Below are 18754 nucleotides of genomic sequence, written 5' to 3'. Positions count from 1 at the left end.
CTTCATGCAGCGATCAAAACTTCTTCGTCTTCTGGGCGCCGTTACCTTCGTGAGCGTCGGCGCGGCCGTCACGCTGGCGGATTCGCACGGCGGACATGCGAAAGAGCCGTCGCCGGCAGCGCACGGAGCACCCGCCCCGGCGCCTACCGCAAGTGTGGCCGTCGATGCCCACGGCGCCGCCCCGTCTGCCACTCTACCCGCGGCCGCGGCCCACGCGCCCGCCACGGGAATGCCCGCCGACGAGGCGATCAAAAAGCTGACGGCCGGAAACGACCGGTTCGTCGCCGGGACACCCGCCCGGCCGAATCAGAACCAGTCGCGGCTGTGCGACACCTTCGCCAACGGCCAGCACCCCTTTGCAGGGGTTCTCTCCTGTGCCGACAGCCGCGTGCCGCCGGAACTGATCTTCGACACCGGCATCGGGGACCTTTTCGTCGTGCGCATCGCGGGAAATGTCGCCGATGTCGATGAAGTCGGCTCGCTCGAATACGCAGTCGAACATCTGGGGATCAACCTGATCGTCGTCATGGGTCACGCCAAGTGCGGTGCGGTGACGGCGGTGGTGGATAAGGCGCACGTGACGCCGAACATCGAAAAACTCGTCGACAACATCGCGCCCGCCGCCGACGAGGCCCGCAAATCGTTCCCACAGCTCACCGGCCCTCGCCTGGTGGAAAAGGCGATCCGGGCGAACGTTCGGCAGTCGATCGCCGACCTGTCGTCGCGTAGTGAACTGCTCCGCGAGAAGTTCAAGAGCGGCAAGCTCAAGGCGATCGGCTGCGTTTACAACCTGCACACCGGCGAGGCCGACTGGCTGGAACCGTCGGAAAAGCCGGTCGCACAGGATGCCGGCGTTGTCGCACCCGGTGGGACTGCCGGCAAAGGTGGACACGGCGCGGCCGACGAACATGCCGCACCGAAAAAGGATCCGCACGGCGATCCACATTCCGCCGTCCCCGCCCCTGCCGATGGCCCGGCATCGCCAGAATCGGCCAAGGAGCACAACTTCGTCGCGCTCGGCGGACTGCTGGGTGGCGGTGCGGCCGTCTCCTACGCGATCATCCACCTGATCAACGGCCGACGCTCGTAGCCCGCCCGGTCACGATTTCTTCGGCGGGCGGTACCCGCCCTACAATGCGGGCGATGACCCAGCCCGCCGCCTCGATCGCCCCGATTCCTCCCGCCGCTCCCGCCCGCGCCCCACTGATCAAAGGCTGGCCGATCCTCGGCGTGGCCTGGCACATGCGGAATGATCCGCTCAAGGTGCTGCTTCGCGCTTTCGAAGAAAACCCCGGCGACGCCGTCTTCATGAAGCTCGGGCCGTACAAGGCGACCATTCTTCGCAACCCCGACCACATCAAGCGTGTCTTCGTCGACAACGCCGCCAACTATTCCAAGCAAACCCGCGGCTACGCCAAGGCCCGCATCGTGCTCGGCGACGGACTGGTGACCAGCGAAGGGGAACTCTGGCAGCGCCAACGCCGGATCGCGACCCCCGCGTTTCACCGCCAGCGCATCATCGGCTTCGCGTCGATCATGACCGATGCGACCGTCGCAATGCTGGACGGCTGGCGGCAACGCTCGTCGTCAGCAGGCCTTCCGATGCTCGACGTCTTTCAGGAGATGATGCGCGTCACGCTGCGTATCGCGCTGCACACGTTGCTGGGCACCTCCGCCGAGCACGAACTGAACGAACTCTCCCCCGCCGTTTCAGAAGTTCTGGAACGCACCAACGACATCATCACCAACCCGCTGTCGTTCCCCGAATGGGTGCCGACACCCAAGCACATCCGCTTCCGCCGGGCGATCGACACGCTCGACCGCTTCGTCTACTCCACGATCGATCGCCGCACCAAGGAGCAGGCCGAAGGCCAACACGCGACCGACCTGTTGTCGATGCTGCTGGCGGCCCGCGACGAACAGACCGGCGAAGGCATGAGCCGCACACTACTGCGGGACGAGGCGGTCACGATCCTGATCGCCGGCCACGAGACGACGGCGATCGCCCTCACGTGGGCGCTGTACCTTGTCGCCAAACACCCGGCAGCCCGGGAGGCGCTCGAAGCCGAACTCGACCGCGTCCTTGCCGGCCGCACACCCACCGTCGACGACCTTCCGAACCTCAAGTACACCCGCGCGGCGATCGAGGAGGCGATGCGGCTCTACCCCCCGGCCTGGATGATCGGCCGGGCCGCGATCAAGGACGACACCTTCGGCCCCTATACCGTTCGCGGCGGGGAGTTTGTGCTCGTCAGCCCATTCGTCACCCACCGCAACGCCAAGCTGTGGGACCACGTCAGCGACTTCGACCCAGGCCGCTTCATCGACGGCCGCAGCGACGCGTTGCCCAAGTTCGCGTACCTCCCCTTTGGCGGTGGATTGCGATTCTGCGTCGGCGCGACGTTCGCAATGATGGAAGCCACGCTCATGCTTGCCACCATCGCGCAGCAGGTGCGAATCGAGCCCACCGAAGATCCGCCGGTTACGCCCTGGGCGATGATCACGCTGCGGCCGAGGCACGGCGTGATGGCGACACTGAAGTGGCGTAGGGGTTGATGACGCCTCGTGATGTTCGGGTGGCATGGGCAAGCGTACTCGCTTGCCCGTGGCGGACGCGGAACAGGGTTCACCATGGGCATCGGCGTAGCGTTGCCCATGCGACCCAGCACCTCATTCGGAGATGCGCGGCAATTCAATGGTGAGCATCCCCGCGCCAGCGTAGAATGAACTTCCCGGCAGAAAACGCTCGTCCTGCCGTCACTTGTAGGAATCCGCCGCATGACCACCACCGAAGCCACTCCCGTCGATACCAAGGATCCCGTCAACGCCGCCATCCTGGCCGTCTCCGAAGACAAGATTCAGGGATTTCAGGCCGATCCGTTCGGTGAGATTAGCCGGCTGTCGGGGGTCGAACTGCCGGTGGTGATCGAGCGCATCCAGGCAATGCTGCGGGCGGGAACCATTCGCCGGGTGCGGCAGACCATGCTCGCGACGAACCTGGCCAGGGGCGCGCTGGTGGCATGGGTAGTCCCAGAAGAAAAGCTCAACGCGACGTTCGACTGGATGTTCAAGGAAGACCCGTTCAGCGGGCATGTCGTCATCCGATCGACCGATCAGAAAATCTCCGCCTCGCGTTACCGCCTCTGGACGACACTGAAGGTGCCGCAGGGCTACTCGCTGGAAAAGCACTGTCAGTTGCTTTGCGAGAAGACCGGCGCGACGACCTTCAAGCTCCTCCCCGCCAAGCGCCTCTTCGCACTGGGCGTCGGCCATGTCCGCCGCCGCGGCTTGGAGCCCGGCTCCAAGGCAGACGTGCTCGCCGACGTCACCGATACGGATATCGTCGAGCTGTCGGAACTCGACTGGCGGGTGCTCGTACCGCTGAAGCGCGAGTTTGCCGCCGACGAGATCAAGCCCAACCTCTGGCAGGCCCGCGCGACCGAGGCCGGCGTCAGCCTGGAAGAGTTCAACCGTGTCGCCCGGTCGCTCAACGAGCGGAAGGTGGTCGGGCGGTTCAGCACGTTCCTGGAGCACGTCAAGCAGACCCAGGCCGGCGAGCAGGTGACGCGGTACAACGCGCTGTTCCACTGGGCCGTCCCCGTAGGGCGTGAACTGGAAGCCGGCCGCGAAGTCGGGCGGTTTCACATCATGACGCACGCCTACTGGCGCGAGGCCGGCGAAGAGTTCGGCAACGTCAACGTGATGGGTGTTGCCCACGGCACCGACAAGGACTTGGTCCTGGCGCACAAGAAGGCAATCGACGAACACCTGGTGAGCATTGGCATTCCGGTGACGTACACCAACGTCTTCTGGGGCGGCCGTAGCGAGATCAAGCCGAGCGAGATCGCCCCGCAGGCGTACGCCGCCTGGTGCCGGAAGATGGGCGTCGAACCGGATGCGATGAAGGAATGATGGCAGCTGTCGGCGACGCACGACCCTTCCTGTCGGTCGCGGCATCAGGGAATTAAACTCCGGGTCTTACGATCTACGTCTTAGCCCCATTTGCCCCGGAGGATCCTGATGCCCGCTTTGGCTCGCCTGATCTCGCTTGCGTTGCTGCTGCTCGCGCCCGTCGCCAGCGCTGCCGAGACACCCAACGTCGTACTATTCTACTGCGACGACATGGGCTACGCCGACATCGGTCCTTACGGCGGCAAGGCCCCGACACCCAACATCGACCGGCTCGCCGCCGAGGGCGTCAAGTTCACCGACTTCTACGTGGCTCAGGCGGTCTGCAGCGCGTCCCGCGCGGCGCTCATCACCGGGTGCTACAACCTTCGCGTCGGTATCACCGGCGCACTCGGGCCGAAGAGCAAGATCGGCATCAACCCCGACGAACGCACCCTCGCCGAAGTCTTTAAGAGCAAGGGCTACGCCACCGCGATGTACGGCAAGTGGCACCTTGGCGACGCGCCGAAGTTCCTGCCCATCAATCATGGCTTCGATGAATGGTTTGGCGTGCCTTACTCGCACGACATGTGGCCGCGCCATCCGGCCAGCCCCAAGGCCTGGCCCGACCTGCCGCTGATGGAGAACGACAAGGTCCTGAAGCTCAACCCCGAGCCCGGCGAACTGACCGGCGCGATCACCGATCGGGCCGTCAAGTTCATCGAGCGCAGCAAGGACAAACCGTTCTTCGTCTACATCCCCCACCCGTTGCCGCACGTGCCGCTGGGCGTTTCCAAGGCTTTCGAAGGCAAGACCGGCAAGGGGCTACACGCCGATGTCATCGCCGAGATCGACCACAGCGTCGGCTCGGTGCTTGAGGCGATCAAGAAAGCCGGCATCGACGAGAAGACGCTCGTCATGTTCAGCAGCGACAACGGGCCCTGGCTGCTCTACGGCGACCACGCCGGCTCGGCCCTGCCACTGCGCGAAGGCAAGGCAACGGCATTCGATGGCGGCGTGCGCGTGCCGTTCCTGGCCCGCTGGCCCGGCAAGATCGCACCCGGCTCGGTCTGCAAGGAAGTCGCCGCCACCATCGACGTGCTGCCGACGATGGCCAGGCTCATCGGCGCGGCCGGATCGGACAAAAAGATCGACGGCCTGGACATCTGGCCACTGATGACACAGCCCGCTACAGCCAAATCGCCGCACGAGTTCTATGCGATCTACTGGGGTCGCGAACTGCACGCCATCCGCAGCGGCAAGTGGAAGCTGCACTTTGCCCACGCGTACCCCAAACCCGCTCCGCCCGGCGGAAGCGGCAAGCCGGGAAAGTACGCGAATCTGCAGATCGGCGACGAGTTGTTCGACCTGGAAGCAGACATCGGCGAAGAGAAGAACGTCGCATCTGCGAACCCCGACGTCGTCGCGAAGCTACAGAAGTTCGCCCAGACCATTCGCGAAGATTTGGGCGAGTCGCGGACGAAGCAGGCGGGCGGCGGCGTGCGGGAGCCGGGGAAGATTTGAGCGAGTTGGCCAGACGCCAGTCGGGACGCTATTTCACACGCGCGCCCACCTGCGTGTCGTATCCCGCAGCAGGTGTCAGATCCGCACGGAGCAGCTTGACCTTCGCACCGTTGATGCTGACGGCGTTGAGCGCGGTAAGGATCTGAGGGTCATTGTACGCCACCCTCACATTGCCCCCGTCCAGCAGCGCGGTGATCGCCGCCTGGGTGGCGACCGCGTCGTAGTCGGCGCGGTACGCCCAGGTCACGCCGAGCTCCCTGGGGTCGGGGATCGCCAGCTTCTTCCCGCCGATGCGCTTCACGGTTTCCAGGGTTGCGCCACCGATCGGCTCCCAAAATGTCGTTCCCGCGATACTGACGCCACTGGTGTTGATCCATCCGAACGCAATGTCCGCGCCGGCCCGGCCGACACCGGCTGGGAATCCGATCGATGTGGTGCCGCCGGTCGCCGGGCTGGCCTTTGAGAGCGTCCAGGTGGAGACGCCGGGCACTGCCGACGCCAGCGACGTCATGCGCAGGAAGACAGTGCGGTTGACCCAGGTGTCTGCAAGGCCGGCTGCTGCAGTCCACCCCGACGGGAGTGAGGCCGTCCAGCCGTGTGTCGTCGTCACCAAGCCATTGAGTCGATTGATGAACGCCTCATCGATCACGCCGGCCGGGGCTTTAGACTTTGCCTTGGTGGTCGGGTCTGCCGCGGCATACCCGGTAGCGATGTCGTTGAAGAGCTGGACCGCCGACACCGCCGACGAACCCTTTGTCAGTGCGGTCACCGCGACCAGGGGGCTGCCGTCGGGCTCGCAGTATCCGAGCGCCGACAACTTCTCCAGGGCCGTCTCGACCGTGTCTTTGAAGCGGCGGCCGGCAGCGAGCTGCGGCGGCGACTTGTAGGTCGGGTGGATGGAATTCCTGTCGTTGCGAAGGTCCTTGTGCAACAGGATCGCCCCGGCACTGTCGGTTAGCGTGTAGTCGCCAAGAAACAGAACCCGTGTCGCGATGAAAGGGCCGACCGCCCCATCGACCTGCGCAGGATCGAACGCGATGACATTCCCGACGCCGATCGTATTTGTGTAGGTATTGCCGGCGAGATCTTTCGCGGTCAGAACCAGCGGCTTCTCGGTAACGTCGGTGGGACGGAAATGACTGAAAGCGCCGTTGAAGCTGACATTGTATCCCACGACCGCTTTGAACACGATGAAGTCGCCGTTGATTTCGCTGTCGAGTCGGCGTCCCTTGTCGTAATCGGTGAAGACGGTTTTGCCGTCGTAGTCGACGCGTACCCCGTTTAGTGCGCCGCCGACGCCGTCGCGCACGTAACCGACCAGATTACGGAGGACCGGTGTCCTGGTCGCGCCGACATCGATGATGCCGCCGGCGACGACGTTGTTCGCCTCATCCCCCTCGGCGACCAGATTAGCCGGATCTACTACACCAATCAGATAGTAGCGCCCGGGGGCGGCGGTCTGCGGGACCGTTGCCGAGGTGCCCGCCGACGCAGAACCGTTGAACGCCAGGGCACTGCCATCGGTTACCGCCGAACCAACCAGGATGTCTACACCGTCATCGAAGGTTGCGTCGCTCGAGAGGTAGAACTGCACAGCGACCGGCGTCGTGACGGTGGACGAGCCACCGTTTCTGACCGTCGCGGTGACGGCGAAAGAGGCGCCGGGCTCGGCGGCGGGAGGTGCGGTTGACAGCGACGCAAACAAGTCCGCACCCGTGGCGATCTCCACCACGGACTTGTGCACACTCCCCTGGAATGATTCAACACCCAGGTCGTTCCACTCCCCACCGTAGTCGGACCACATCGTGCCCCACACCTCGCCGGGGTCCCATAAGCTGTTGGGTTCGCCGGCATGCCAGTTGGTATAGGTCGCCGGCTCACCGCTCACCCAACGGTAGACGCCGTCACGATCCGCGTCGTTGTATCCAATCCAGAACAGCGACGCCGTGCCGGAGAACGTGCCCCACACATAGTTGTGTTCGGCGGCATCATTGACGGTGACCAGGTTTCCGCCGAGCGCTACTGCCTTGTCCTGTGCTTCGTCCCAGGTGGCGGCGTCCAGCAGTTTATAGGTGTGTCCGTTGGCGGGATTCACGAACGTCGCCAAGACTGCGGGGTTGGCGGCAAACAGCCGCCGCGATTCGAGAGACTCGACCGATGCCAAATGAGAACTCCGCATCCTCCCTGTATCGACTTGTTTCAGGACCGCGTTGCACGGGGAAAGGTGGAATCGTGCGATTCATGGGGTCCGCCGTCGGCGCCTCTCGGCATCGGACGGGCTGGTCGCGCGTCCGATAAAGACCTTTTGTAGAGGCGAGCAGGAAAACGCACCGATCTAGTAGGGCCGACGTCACTTCCAGCGGCATTCGGGCGAAAGGATTCGGTTTCCATGTCACGCGCATTTCACGCCACACTGTCTGCCATCGTCTGCTCGCTGATTCTCGCGTCCCCCGCCGCGGCCGGCCTGATCTCGCCCGGCGAGACCGTGAGCCTCAGCTCCGGCGATTTCGGCGGCCCGGTGGGCATCAAGCTCGCCGAGAAGTCTTCGCCTTTCGTCATCGATTACGGAGCCGATCCGGTCTTCGGTTTCGATGGCAAGCTCAACGGCACACTTCACAGCGCGGTCTACAACGTCGGCGGGAAGCTGGCGTTCTTTTACGATGTCGACCTCGACTCAAACAACTTCGTCAGCGGTGCCACCGAGCAATCGGAACTGACCGTCCTTTCGTTTGCCGGCTTCGCCACCACCGTCAGCGGAATGCTGGACTATGAAGAGGCGATCAAGGCGTCGCGGTCCGTTGATGGGGCACAGATCGTTCTCTTCAGCGATACCCCCGGACTCGGCGGTCCACCAGCCCTTCTGGTTCAGACCGACGCAACCAGCTACAGCGAAAGCGGTTCGGCCGTTTTCCATGCCGGCGACGAACTGCTGACCCTGAACGCAACGAAAGCCGTCATCGGCAGCACCACCATAGAAGGAGCCTTCCAGCCCACGATCGGCGGCGGCAGCGGACAGGTCCCTCCGACGGCCATCCCGCTCCCCCCCGCCGCCTACAGCGGCCTGGGCGTCCTGATGGCGATGGCGATCATCGTGGCCGTCCGGCGGACGTGGAACACGCAGCAGTGCTGATCGGTTAACTCGCGGTTTCGCCTGGCCGGCGATACTCACTACCTCCGCTTCGCTGCAGCGAGCACGCAGATCATCTCGACGGCAGCCTCGGCGGCGAAGCGGCCGGCGTGGCCGTGACTGCCCCCCGTGCGATCGAACGCCTGCTGCTCGGTGTTGGTGGTGAGCACACCGAAGATCACCGGAATTCCTTCATTGATGGCCACCTGCTGGCATCCGCGCGCGGTTTCACCGGCGACGTAATCGAAGTGAGGCGTATCGCCCCGCACCACCGCCCCAATGCACACGACCGCCGCCACGCGATGGGTTGACGCCAGTGCCTTGGCCGTCACCGGAAGCTCAAAAGCACCCGGAACGCGGTAGACCTCGATCCGCTCCTTGTCCAGCCCGAGCTCCTGCAGTCGCGACACGCAGCCGCCCAGCAGTTCATCGGTGATGTGCGCATTAAAGCGCGCAGCAACAACGGCTACGCGGACGTCACTAGGCAAACTTGCGGTGATCGGTTCGGGGACGGCTGTGCTCATGGAACCATCTTAGTGAATAGTCCGGGCTGCGTGCCATGGGCTGATGTACTCGTCTGCCTGCGGCACCCAAAACTGCCGCATTGAATTGACGACCCGCTCATTTCCGCGCGTACGCAGTACGCAATGCCAATGCAATCGTCGCCGGGTCAAGCTCGCTCGCCCAGTGGCCCCGGCGTCGATCCCGGCTTCGGGCGATGAACGCCACGTCGAAGCGCCAGCTTTCGCCGCCTGCCCGCAACGTCGCTTGCCGCGAAAGGTCGCCGGTTATCGTCGACCAATCCTGCAGCGTCAGCTTTTGATTCTTCGCAGCGTAGTGCGTGAAATGCGTGGCAGTTACGCCGCCGTAGGCATTGCCCGAAGAGAACATTTTTCCGACAGGCTTCTCAAATGCGATGACCTGCCTCTTCACGCCGAGGAAGTCATTGTCGCCGAGTGTGAGCTCGGCCAGTGCGTCATCGATGCAAAGCCCCGGTCCTTCGCTGCCGCGCATGACGTTGCGCTCGATGCGAATGGCGCGATCGCCACCCGGCGTCCAGGGCCGGCGGCTGATGTGGATGCGCGACGCGGGGTAGGGATGGCTTCGCCCTTCGAAATCGAGGATCACGTTGCCTCTCATCACGGCCCGGCGGGCAAAGATCTCGGCCGCAATGCCCTGGCCGTACAAGTCCGTGTCGTGCCCGCCGACAAAGAGATTGTCCGTCACCTCGGCGGTTTCGCCGCCCACGCCGACGCAGGTCGCGTTGTCGAAAAACACATTCTGCCGAACGAACCCACCGGCGCGGGATTGCATGCCGTAGTTGGCGTTGCGCGACGCCAGGTTGCCTTCGAAGACGATGTCTTCCATGCCCGCATCGTTCAGATAGGCGCCGTGGCGATAGATGTTGCGGACGGATTTGACGCCGGGCGCGTTGTCGATCCAACCGTTGTGATCGAGCACGCACTCGGTAATGCGAACGCCTTTGCACCGCACCATGTAGAGGCCATGCCCACGGAACAACTCTGAGGGCCTGCCCCATGCGTCCAGCAGCAGGCATCGACGGATCGTAACGCTCTGGTGCTGCCCCTTGTCGCCGGCGCAAACGAAGCTGACGTTGTATTCGAAGTGGTCGATGCGGCAGTCTTCGATCCTGATCGACTGGGTAGGGAATACCGCCTGAATGCCGTAGCTCGACGCGGAGGAAACGCGAAAGCCGGCATCGGCCGGGTCGCGGTCGACGGCGGTAAGGTGCAGGCCGACAAACGCAACGTCGTGTACGCCGGGCGTGCTGATATCGATCGCGTTGGCATTGCGGCAGGCGATGATCGGCCGCCTGCCGGCGCTCTCGGCCGAGCCGTCGTCGTACGCGAACACGCCCGCCGGTTTTCCGGGAATGCCACTGGCGCGCCAGGCGCCGATGGGCGATTCGAAGCGATGACCGGCAAACAGCAGGATGCGATCGCCTTTGTCATCGCGCAGGAGCGACATCGCCCGGGCAATGCTGCGGAGCGGGCGGTTCGGCGCGTCGCCGGTGTTGCCGTCGTCGCCGTCGGCGCGGATGTAGAACTGCTTTGCGCCGTCGGCAAGCGGGAAGACCGTAAACCCGAGATCATCAGGCGTAACAACCACCGGCGGCGAGCCACTGTCGGGTGGAATGGTGGGTTCTGCGACGATCACCAGGCTTATCACGACGGCTGTTCCGCCCCTGCCGCCCGGCTTGTCGAACGGCGTCACGCGCAGCGTGTGCTCTCCGGGCGACAGGCCGTCCCATCGGTTCAGCCGGCCGCCAATGCCGTCGCCGCCGATGCTGTAAGGCGGATTGCTCTCCTGCCGGACGACCTTGCCGTCGAACTCGAACACCAGCGTGCAGGGTGCCGAGACGACGGCGGCGATCGTCGCGCCGGCGGGAAGTTCGCGCTGGCGGATCGATGTATCTCCGTCGAGCACGCGGATTTCCTTCTGTGTCGCGGGGTCCACGATCGCGATCCGCTCGATGGTAGGCACCGGCGGATAGAGCCGAAGGATCTCGGCCGCCAGGGCTTTGATTTGCGATTCGGCGAGTGGAAACGCGAGGTACAACGGAGAAAGCAACGGATCGATGTCCGTGGTGGTGGTGGGCATAGGAACTCCGATCTGTCTCTCAGGAGTGGAAGACGCTTACGGTGTGGAGGACGCGTGCGCGGGCCGAAGACGCGCTCCGCTACGCGTCGCGGCTAACCGTGCGCGATCAACACAACCCGACATGGTTAGCCGCGACGCGAAGCGGAGCGCGTCTTCTCGTGATGTTCAACGCTCGACACCAGATACACCAGACACCGTACTAATACCAAACCAATGGTCTCCGGCGCGCGCATTCTGTCAAGCAAAATCTCGCCGGGGATCCGCCGAATGGGGGAGGGAATCGATCACTCAGTCGTGCATGTCGTTCGCCGCGATCACCTTGTCGCGCTGGTGGTACACCCTGGCGTCAAAGTTCACGAGCTTGGGCTGCAGGTTCGCCGGTGGCGGCTGCAGTTCGGGGCTGGGGGAATCTGCTGATACGCCAGGATGCGCTCCACCATCTTCACCGCGCCCGGCGCCGAGACCGTGCCGCCGTAGTGGGCCAGGCTCTTGTCCGGTTCGTGGACGATGAAAGCCACCACAAGTTGCGGGTTCTCCACCGGCGCGGCGCACAGGAAGCTGCTGGTGTACTTGCTGTCGGAGTAGCCCTTTTTGCCCTGGCTCACGTGGGCCGTGCCGGTCTTGCCGAAGACGTTCCAGATCGGGCTGCGGGCTTTCGACCCCGTGCCGCGGACCAGCACATCGCTCAGGATGCGCTTCACATCCAGCGACGTCATCGGATCGATCACCTCGGGCATCATCGCCAGCGACTGCAGTTCCTGCCGCGACACGATCTGCCCCGCGGGGTTGAGCGTGCCGCGGATGATCGTCGGCTTCACCAGCCGCCCGCCGTTGGCATAGGCGGCAAAGCCGCGGGCCAGTTGTACTGGCGTCACCATCAGTTCGTAACCCTGCGAGACCGATTCGGTGCTGTACTTGGTCCACTTGCCCAGCGGGTTGACACGGCCGGGGTCTTCGCCGGGCAGCTCGATGCCCGTCGTCTGTCCGAAGCCAAAGCTCGTCAGCGCGGTATGGAGCTTCTTGTTGCCCATGCGTTCGCCGAGCATCGACATGAGGATGTTGCTCGACTTGACCAGTCCGTCCCAGGTGGTCAGCGGGCCGTAGCCGTGAACGTCGGTGATCGTGCGGCCGTAGGGCGTCTTGTACTTGATGCCGGGAATCGCCCAGACCTCGTCAACCCTGGTGATCTTCCACTTGAGCGCCGGGCCGGCGATGAATGGCTTGATCGTCGATCCCGGTTCGTAGGGGGCGACCAGCGCGTTGTTTCGACGGATTTCCGGGGTCTTGAGTGTGTCGACCAGGTTTTGCGGGTGATACGCCGGCCAGTTCGCCAGCGCCAGCACTTCGCCCGTGCGCGGGTCGAGGATCACGCACTCGCCGCGGGCGGCCTTGTATTGCCGGCACGTCGCCGACAGTTCCTGCTCGACGATGAGCTGGATGTTGGCGTCAATCGTCAGCATCAGGTGCTGGCCGTGGGTCGGGGGGACGTAGTCGTCCTCGGCGACATTGATCGGGCGGTGCTGGGCGTCCTTGCGGCTGCGGATCGAGCCGTCCTTGCCGGCGAGCAACTTCTCGAACTTCAGCTCAACGCCTTCGAGTCCCCTGCCGTCGTGGCCCGCCCCGCCGAGGATATGCGCCGCGACCGACCCCATGGGGTAGAAGCGAACGTCGCTGGGCGTGGTACCGACGCCGGAGATGTTCAGTCGGCGGACGCGCTCGCTGGTCGCTTCGTCCACGTTCTCGGCGATCTTGACGAAGCGGTCGTTAAACCGCATCGAGATCATCTCATTCACGTCGAACGCGTTGACGCCCAGCAGGCTGGAGAGCCTGGCGATGTTGGCGTCGAAGGTGATCAGTCCCTTGGGGTCTTCATGGGCGACCTGCAGCATGAACTTCGGATCGACGAAGACCGCCTGCGTCTGGACGGTGCCGGCCATCTCGACGCCATTGCGGTCGTAGATGCTACCCCGGCGCGCCGGGAGAGGTTCGCGGCGGTGTTGCTGGCGATCGGCCTGCCGCAGCGTCTGTTCCCGGCCAGTGGTCTGGAGCCAGGTCACGCGGGCAATCAGCAGCGCGAACATCGCGCCGAGAAGGATGAAGACGAACGCGGCTCGGGGAAAGCTGAAACGGGTCATGGGGTACGTTCGTGGTTCGGAAACGGCGCAGTGACAGACGTCCGATAAGGATCGGCAGAAGCGGCAACTCGACATGAATAGACGGCGTCGTCTCAAAGCGAGAGGACGAAAAGCCAGACCGGTCCGAAAAACGAGATGAACGCCAAGACGCCAAATCGCCAAGTCATCTTGATGATCTTCTCTCTGTTCTTGGAGTCTTGGCGGCTTGGCGGCTTGGCGTTCGTCTCATTGGCCTATCGATGCAGGCACCGAGCGGCACAGAGCCGTTTTCTCTTCACGTTTCAGACCGACGCGGGTATTGATAGCTGCCCTGTTGTTCCCCCAACCCCTTACGAGGAAACGAGAAATGCTTCAGAAGAAGTTGATCGCCGGCGCCGCGGCGCTGGCCCTGGCCGGCCTTGTGTTGTCGAACGGTTCCTACACCCGCGCCGCCGACGAGAAGCCCGCCGCGGCTCATGGGCACGCCTCGGCGGCGAACACCTTGTCCGATAAGGACAAGTCCGAAGGTTGGAAGCTGTTGTTCGACGGTAAGTCGATCGAACACTTCCGCAACTACAACAAGCCGACCGGCCCCGTCAGCGACAAGTGGGTCGTAAAGGACGGGGAGCTGGTGCTCACCGGCAAGGGCGGCGGCGATATCATCACTAAGGACCAGTACCAGAACTACGAACTGGTACTCGAGTACAAGATCACCAAGGGCGGCAACTCGGGCCTGATGTTCGGTGTGATCGAACAGCCCAAGAAGCCCCCCTACGACAGCGGCCCGGAAATCCAGATCCAGGACAACGTTGACGGTCACGACCCCCAGAAGGCCGGCTGGCTTTACCAGCTTTACCAGCCGCCGATCGACCTCAAGACCGGCAAGCCCCTCGATGCCACCAAGCCCGTCGGCGAGTGGAACGAACTTCGGTTCAAGCTGGCCGGTGGCAAGGGCACCGTCCATATGAACGGCGTGAAGTACGTCGAGTTCGAAGTCGGCAGCGAAGACTGGAACGCCCGGCTCGCTAAAAGCAAGTTTGCGAAATGGGAAGCTTTCGGCAAGTCCAAAAAGGGCCACATCTGCCTTCAGGACCATGGCAACGAAGTCGCGTTCCGAAACATCAAGATTCGGGAAGTGGCGAAGTAAGTTCGACGAGCAGACACGGCGACGCTGAGGCACGCAGGCACGAAGGTTGGATTCAACCTTCGTGCCTGCGTTCAGTCGCGGTTCCGGCACCAGCGAGAAATTCGGCCTGGCAAGCGATTTGCATCCATCGGCTTTCCGTCATGGATTCAGTCGCCATCATGTCTCATCTCTGTGCAGCGGAGTTTGCCGCCGGCGATGTTGCCTACATCGTCGCTTGGAACAACGGGCAATTCGGCATCGTCCGCAACGGCCAACCCGTCGGACAACAGACGTGGACACGACAGGACCTGGTGGACTGCGGGCGGGCTTTTCTGAACTACGTTCGGATCGTTCGGAAGCGGCTGACCGGTCGTTCGTCCGCCGCCGCCTAGGACGCGCCTCGCTTAACAGACATCGATTCGTGCCAACGCGGCACTGCCGGTACCAGGGCAGGCCTTCCTCATAGTCGCGCCGAGGCCGGTTTTACCGGGAGTCGCGCGCGGCTAAGGTCGTGATCGGGGCGGCCCGATACCTTGCCTATGGCACTCGATTTCCCGCCCGACTTTCCGTTTAACCGTCCGGCCGAGAAACAGGATACCGACCCGGTCGCCGACTCCACGCCGGTGGGCTCTGCGGTCGTACCCCGGATCGTGATGTCCACCGCCGGCAGCAAACCAGCCATCGAGCGACGCCGCGCGCCCCGCCAGACGCTGGTCGCCAAGGCGTCGATCCGTCCGGACACCGCCGTGCAGATGGGATCGCTGACCTCCGCCGGCTTTGTCAGCAACATCTCCATGAACGGCGTTGGCTTTCACACCCGCAAGCCACTGGCGATCGGGGAAAAGTATCGCATCACGCTGGAACTGGGACCGATGAAGTGGTCGAGCCGCATGCGGATCGTCTCCTGCCGCCATCATGAGGACAGCCAGACGTTCGACGTGGGGGCAGAGTTTGTAGGCAATGAGTTGTCGCGCCAGGCCGCGTGATGGAGAACATCGCGCGCCCTTCCAATTCTTTAGTAAAAATTGCATAATCCCTAGAACTTTGTGCAGAGGCCGTCAGGATGACGGCCGCGCCTGGCCCGTACGCGGGTGCCGTCAAACTCCCATGGAAGGGACGCCTTATGACGCTGGTCTTTCATTCCCGAACGGGGTCGACTTTTTCACTTGTTGTTGCCGCTGCCCGCCAGGTGCTGATCGCCGGTGCCGCCGTCGCAGGCGTCCTTGCGTTCACCGGGTGCAGTCGCGCGCCGGCAGCGTCGGCGACCGCCGCCCCGGCGACGATGGCGCCGCCCGAGCGCTACGGACAGTCCAAGACAACCGGCCAGCGTGGCTACGCCCAGCCCGGAACCGGCGTCGCGGACCCGACGATGGCCGCCCCGCTGAATCGCCAGCCCGAGACGGCGATCTTCGACGATCCGACCCGGCCGTTGCCGTCGCGACCGTCGGCCAAGCGACCGGTCATCGGCCCGGAAGACGGTCAATACGCCACGAACCTTGAGAAGCAGCGGGCCAGCCCCCAGGCGATCAATGATCTGATCGTTGAAGCGACAACCCCCGGCCCGATGCCGTCGTATCGTCGCGGCGGCGCAGGCGTGCTCGGGGAAGCCGACCGCGCCGTTGCACCCCTGACCGATACCCTGGCCGCCATCGACGCCGGCACGCGGGCGATCGTCGATAATCTTCGTCATGCCGACGTGCCGGGCTTCAAGGTAACCCGCACCGCGATCGGCGACGGTCGCGACGCCGCTTCGCAGCTGGATGTCTCGGCCGGCGAACTGCAGGTGACCGACCGCGCGCTGGATATCGCGATCCAAGGCGAAGGCTTCCTCCCCGTTCGCTTCTACACCAAGCAGAAACCGGAAGGCGCCGTCGCCTACACGCGGAACGGCGCACTGTTCATGAACGCTACCGGCGATATCGTGGTCGGAGACATCGACGGCTTCTCTCTCATGCCTGCGATGAAGTTCCCGCCTGGCGTCACACAAGTCACGATTACGCAGGACGGGCGGATGCAGGTGGGTATCGCCGGCAGCGATCAGCCCAAAGATCTTGGCCACATTCGCCTGGCGGTGTTCGCCGACCCCACGGCGCTTCGCCCGCTCGGTGGGGGACTGTATGCCGAAACGGAAGCGTCAGGTCCGGCGACCGAGCAGACGCCGGGAACCCGGGCTGTCGGGCGGATCGCCCAGGGGCAGCTTGAGCGGAGCAACCTCGATTTGATCAAGGAACGGATGCGTCTGAAGTTCCTTCAGAACTGGCGTGCGAGCATCGTGGGCGCGCTCGACGGCTCCACCAAGCTCGAGCAGCGCTGACCCTGACCAAGCGAACTCCACCGACACTCACACCGAAGGCTCGCGGTACAAGCCGCGTTCGGCGATATACGACGCGACTGCCGCAGGCACGTGGTAGTCAATTGACCGACCGTGTCGGACACGATCACGCACATCGCTGGCGCTGATTTCGACAAGGGGCGCTCGAACGACATTTTGACGCAGGGGCTGCAGTGCGACATCAAGGTTGTCCCACATCATTTCCGCCCCCGGTCTGGCCACAACGACAAATTGGATTTCCTCCATCAGACGCGGAAAGTCGTACCAGGTTGCTAACCGCGGCACTGTGTCGCTTCCAATCAACCAATTGACAATCGACAGCCTCTGCTGCTTTAGAGCTCTTGCGGTTTGAACAGTGTAGCTCGGACCGTCCAAACGAAGTTCGATGTCACTTACGTCAAAAAGTGCGGAGTTCCGAACTGCCAATTGACACATTGTCAGGCGGTCCCGGGCGGTTGCCATGTCGTTCTGCCGGGCTCGGTGTGGGGGTTGACCACTGGGGATGAGCAGTACGCGAGAGAATCCTGCGGCTTCGGCGACCGCCTGCGCGCACAGTAAGTGACCATTATGAATGGGGTTAAAGCTGCCGCCGTAGCAGAGGATTCGGTCCGAAGATGCTTCCATTAGACGATGAGCCCTATTTTATCACCCCTTGCGGCATCTGAATTGCCGATCACTTTTCAAACGCATGTTTGGCAAGCCATTCAAACATCTGTTTGATTCTGTCGTATAAAAGGTGTCCACAGTGATTTGGAACTTTCAGTAGTCTTCAGAATACTGACGTAAGTGGCTGTGTTCATATGGTTTGAATCGCTCCGCTGTTGCGGAGCAGGGAGCGAATCATGAAATACGAAACCTTCGAGACTGATAATACCGTAGGAGACGAGACCGCCGAAATCGACTCCCAGTACCTGCCAGTCGGGCAGGGTGTGAGAGACGCCGCCTTGGTGACGTCTAATCTGACAGAAGAACAAGAGAGGGCGGATATGGCCTCAACAATGACTAGCAAGACCGTCCGAACAGCGCCCATCCCCAAGGCATTGCGAGCCCAGGCTGAAGCGCTGATCGCTCAGACCTACGCGTTCATGGACAGCGAGATTTTCCGCCAGCCCGGCATCGAAAAGACGCTGTTCGAGGACGCAGAGCCTGTACTGCCCAAGGTGGCCTGGTATCAGCCGACCCGGGACGAAGCGCTTGACGCCTCGACCACGGGTGCGCCGCAGCTGATGAAGGCCGACGAAGAGCGGCTCATGTTCATGCGCTTCAACTACAGCAAGCGGAAGCTGACCGCGCTGCAGAAGAAGATCGCCCGCGAGGGCCTGACCAAGGAACTGGCGCTGAAGTTCGTCGACTGGCATCGCCGGTTCGAGCACTTCCGCGAGTACCTCACCCGCACCAACCTCGCGCTGGTGCTGGCGATGGCCAAGCGGACGCGTCTCGGCGATATCGACTTTGCTGAGATCGTGTCGGAAGGCAACATGGCGCTGATCCGCGCGGTCGACAAGTTCAATGTCGAACGCGGCTTCAAGTTCAGCACCTACGCCTGCCGCGCCATCCTGAAGGCGTTCAGCCGGACGGCTCTCAAGGCCAACCGGCACAAGACGCGCTTCCCGGTGGAGTTCGAGCCGGACATGGAGAAGTCTGACTGGTCCGACCGCAAGCGCGACATCGTCGAGGAAGATTGCATTGACGAACTCAAGCAGATCGTCGATCGCAACCTCGCCGACCTGACCGAGGTCGAGAACACCGTGATCAAGCGTCGCTTCAACTGGCAGCAGGAAGATGAACATCCCCTGACACTTGAAGAAGTCGGCAGGATCATCGGTGTGACCAAGGAACGCGTCCGTCAGATCCAGAACAAGGCGCTGGCCAAAATCCGCCATGTGATGGAAGACGGCGTGCTCCGCGTGAAGACCAAGACCGAATCGGAACTGGAAGCCGAAGGTCGGCCGGTGCCGGCGGGTTTCGTACTGCCCGGCACCTTCTAACCGTCAGCTGACAACAAAGTACCAAGTAAGATC

Annotated in this window: 15 protein-coding genes; 10 read left to right on the top strand and 5 right to left on the bottom strand. The window is 63.2% G+C overall.

Going from position 1 to position 18754, the window contains the following annotated elements:
- Positions 1 to 4: 4 nt before the first annotated feature.
- The 4 genes from IPV69_RS16320 to IPV69_RS16305 all read left to right on the top strand — a co-directional run bounded on the left by IPV69_RS16320 (position 5) and on the right by IPV69_RS16305 (position 5412).
- Positions 5 to 1090 (top strand): carbonic anhydrase, encoded by a 1086-nt coding sequence (locus IPV69_RS16320; RefSeq protein ID WP_206290753.1) that lies wholly within the window; start codon positions 5 to 7, stop codon positions 1088 to 1090.
- A 53-nt stretch (positions 1091 to 1143) separates the two neighbouring features.
- Positions 1144 to 2556, top strand: a complete 1413-nt coding sequence (locus tag IPV69_RS16315; RefSeq protein WP_206290752.1) for a cytochrome P450 — start codon at positions 1144 to 1146, stop codon at positions 2554 to 2556.
- 222 nt (positions 2557 to 2778) lie between these two features.
- Positions 2779 to 3912, top strand: a complete 1134-nt coding sequence (locus IPV69_RS16310; RefSeq protein ID WP_206290751.1) for a hypothetical protein — start codon at positions 2779 to 2781, stop codon at positions 3910 to 3912.
- 108 nt (positions 3913 to 4020) lie between these two features.
- Complete coding sequence (locus IPV69_RS16305; protein ID WP_206290750.1) at positions 4021 to 5412, top strand: sulfatase family protein; 1392 nt, start codon at positions 4021 to 4023, stop codon at positions 5410 to 5412.
- Positions 5413 to 5440: 28 nt separating this feature from the next.
- On the opposite strand, the gene IPV69_RS16300 is transcribed toward IPV69_RS16305, so the two are convergent.
- The gene (locus tag IPV69_RS16300) at positions 5441 to 7576 is read right to left on the bottom strand and encodes a CARDB domain-containing protein (protein ID WP_206290749.1); all 2136 of its coding nucleotides are present in this window, start codon (positions 7574 to 7576) and stop codon (positions 5441 to 5443) included.
- A gap of 225 nt (positions 7577 to 7801) precedes the next feature.
- Here IPV69_RS16300 and IPV69_RS16295 point away from each other — a divergent pair, with 225 nt between their 5' ends.
- The gene (locus IPV69_RS16295; protein ID WP_206290748.1) at positions 7802 to 8542 is read left to right on the top strand and encodes a hypothetical protein; all 741 of its coding nucleotides are present in this window, start codon (positions 7802 to 7804) and stop codon (positions 8540 to 8542) included.
- Positions 8543 to 8580: 38 nt separating this feature from the next.
- Here IPV69_RS16295 and ribH read toward each other — a convergent pair whose 3' ends face one another.
- From ribH to IPV69_RS16280, 3 genes are all read right to left on the bottom strand, one after another.
- Complete coding sequence (gene ribH, locus IPV69_RS16290) at positions 8581 to 9063, bottom strand: 6,7-dimethyl-8-ribityllumazine synthase (RefSeq protein WP_206290747.1); 483 nt, start codon at positions 9061 to 9063, stop codon at positions 8581 to 8583.
- 97 nt (positions 9064 to 9160) lie between these two features.
- Positions 9161 to 11161 carry a right-handed parallel beta-helix repeat-containing protein gene (locus tag IPV69_RS16285; protein WP_206290746.1) on the bottom strand — a complete coding sequence of 667 codons (2001 nt, stop codon included), beginning with the start codon at positions 11159 to 11161 and terminating at the stop codon, positions 9161 to 9163.
- Positions 11162 to 11514: 353 nt separating this feature from the next.
- Positions 11515 to 13296: a peptidoglycan D,D-transpeptidase FtsI family protein gene (locus tag IPV69_RS16280; RefSeq protein ID WP_206290745.1), complete on the bottom strand. Its 1782-nt coding sequence runs from the start codon at positions 13294 to 13296 to the stop codon at positions 11515 to 11517.
- A 346-nt stretch (positions 13297 to 13642) separates the two neighbouring features.
- Between IPV69_RS16280 and IPV69_RS16275 the strand changes: the two genes are divergently transcribed.
- The 4 genes from IPV69_RS16275 to IPV69_RS16260 all read left to right on the top strand — a co-directional run bounded on the left by IPV69_RS16275 (position 13643) and on the right by IPV69_RS16260 (position 16715).
- Positions 13643 to 14422 carry a 3-keto-disaccharide hydrolase gene (locus IPV69_RS16275; protein WP_206290744.1) on the top strand — a complete coding sequence of 260 codons (780 nt, stop codon included), beginning with the start codon at positions 13643 to 13645 and terminating at the stop codon, positions 14420 to 14422.
- A gap of 158 nt (positions 14423 to 14580) precedes the next feature.
- On the top strand, positions 14581 to 14793 hold the full coding sequence (locus IPV69_RS16270; protein WP_206290743.1) for a hypothetical protein: 213 nt from the start codon (positions 14581 to 14583) through the stop codon (positions 14791 to 14793).
- 147 nt (positions 14794 to 14940) lie between these two features.
- Positions 14941 to 15387, top strand: coding sequence for a PilZ domain-containing protein (locus IPV69_RS16265; protein WP_206290742.1), 447 nt, complete (start codon positions 14941 to 14943; stop codon positions 15385 to 15387).
- 137 nt (positions 15388 to 15524) lie between these two features.
- Positions 15525 to 16715 (top strand): flagellar hook-basal body protein, encoded by a 1191-nt coding sequence (locus IPV69_RS16260; protein ID WP_206290741.1) that lies wholly within the window; start codon positions 15525 to 15527, stop codon positions 16713 to 16715.
- A 27-nt stretch (positions 16716 to 16742) separates the two neighbouring features.
- On the opposite strand, the gene nadD is transcribed toward IPV69_RS16260, so the two are convergent.
- Positions 16743 to 17357: a nicotinate (nicotinamide) nucleotide adenylyltransferase gene (nadD, locus tag IPV69_RS16255; RefSeq protein WP_206290740.1), complete on the bottom strand. Its 615-nt coding sequence runs from the start codon at positions 17355 to 17357 to the stop codon at positions 16743 to 16745.
- Positions 17358 to 17731: 374 nt separating this feature from the next.
- On the opposite strand from nadD, the gene IPV69_RS16250 reads away from it, so the two are divergent.
- On the top strand, positions 17732 to 18721 hold the full coding sequence (locus IPV69_RS16250) for a sigma-70 family RNA polymerase sigma factor (RefSeq protein ID WP_206290739.1): 990 nt from the start codon (positions 17732 to 17734) through the stop codon (positions 18719 to 18721).
- The last annotated feature ends 33 nt before the right edge of the window (positions 18722 to 18754 follow it).

Origin of the sequence: Humisphaera borealis (assembly GCF_015169395.1) — a bacterium.
GTDB classification, from domain to species: Bacteria; Planctomycetota; Phycisphaerae; order Tepidisphaerales; family Tepidisphaeraceae; genus Humisphaera; species Humisphaera borealis.
This window is presented reverse-complemented; position numbering and strand designations above follow the sequence as displayed.

Bases quoted from the DNA above. Each gene is read 5' to 3' on its own strand.
- IPV69_RS16320 (WP_206290753.1), top strand. From the start codon at position 5: ATGCAGCGATCAAAACTTCTTCGTCTTCTGGGCGCCGTTACCTTCGTG.
- IPV69_RS16315 (WP_206290752.1), top strand. From the start codon at position 1,144: ATGACCCAGCCCGCCGCCTCGATCGCCCCGATTCCTCCCGCCGCTCCC.
- IPV69_RS16310 (WP_206290751.1), top strand. From the start codon at position 2,779: ATGACCACCACCGAAGCCACTCCCGTCGATACCAAGGATCCCGTCAAC.
- IPV69_RS16305 (WP_206290750.1), top strand. From the start codon at position 4,021: ATGCCCGCTTTGGCTCGCCTGATCTCGCTTGCGTTGCTGCTGCTCGCG.
- IPV69_RS16295 (WP_206290748.1), top strand. From the start codon at position 7,802: ATGTCACGCGCATTTCACGCCACACTGTCTGCCATCGTCTGCTCGCTG.
- ribH (WP_206290747.1), bottom strand. From the start codon at position 9,063: ATGAGCACAGCCGTCCCCGAACCGATCACCGCAAGTTTGCCTAGTGAC.
- IPV69_RS16285 (WP_206290746.1), bottom strand. From the start codon at position 11,161: ATGCCCACCACCACCACGGACATCGATCCGTTGCTTTCTCCGTTGTAC.
- IPV69_RS16280 (WP_206290745.1), bottom strand. From the start codon at position 13,296: ATGACCCGTTTCAGCTTTCCCCGAGCCGCGTTCGTCTTCATCCTTCTC.
- IPV69_RS16275 (WP_206290744.1), top strand. From the start codon at position 13,643: ATGCTTCAGAAGAAGTTGATCGCCGGCGCCGCGGCGCTGGCCCTGGCC.
- IPV69_RS16270 (WP_206290743.1), top strand. From the start codon at position 14,581: ATGTCTCATCTCTGTGCAGCGGAGTTTGCCGCCGGCGATGTTGCCTAC.
- IPV69_RS16265 (WP_206290742.1), top strand. From the start codon at position 14,941: ATGGCACTCGATTTCCCGCCCGACTTTCCGTTTAACCGTCCGGCCGAG.
- IPV69_RS16260 (WP_206290741.1), top strand. From the start codon at position 15,525: ATGACGCTGGTCTTTCATTCCCGAACGGGGTCGACTTTTTCACTTGTT.
- nadD (WP_206290740.1), bottom strand. From the start codon at position 17,357: ATGGAAGCATCTTCGGACCGAATCCTCTGCTACGGCGGCAGCTTTAAC.
- IPV69_RS16250 (WP_206290739.1), top strand. From the start codon at position 17,732: ATGACTAGCAAGACCGTCCGAACAGCGCCCATCCCCAAGGCATTGCGA.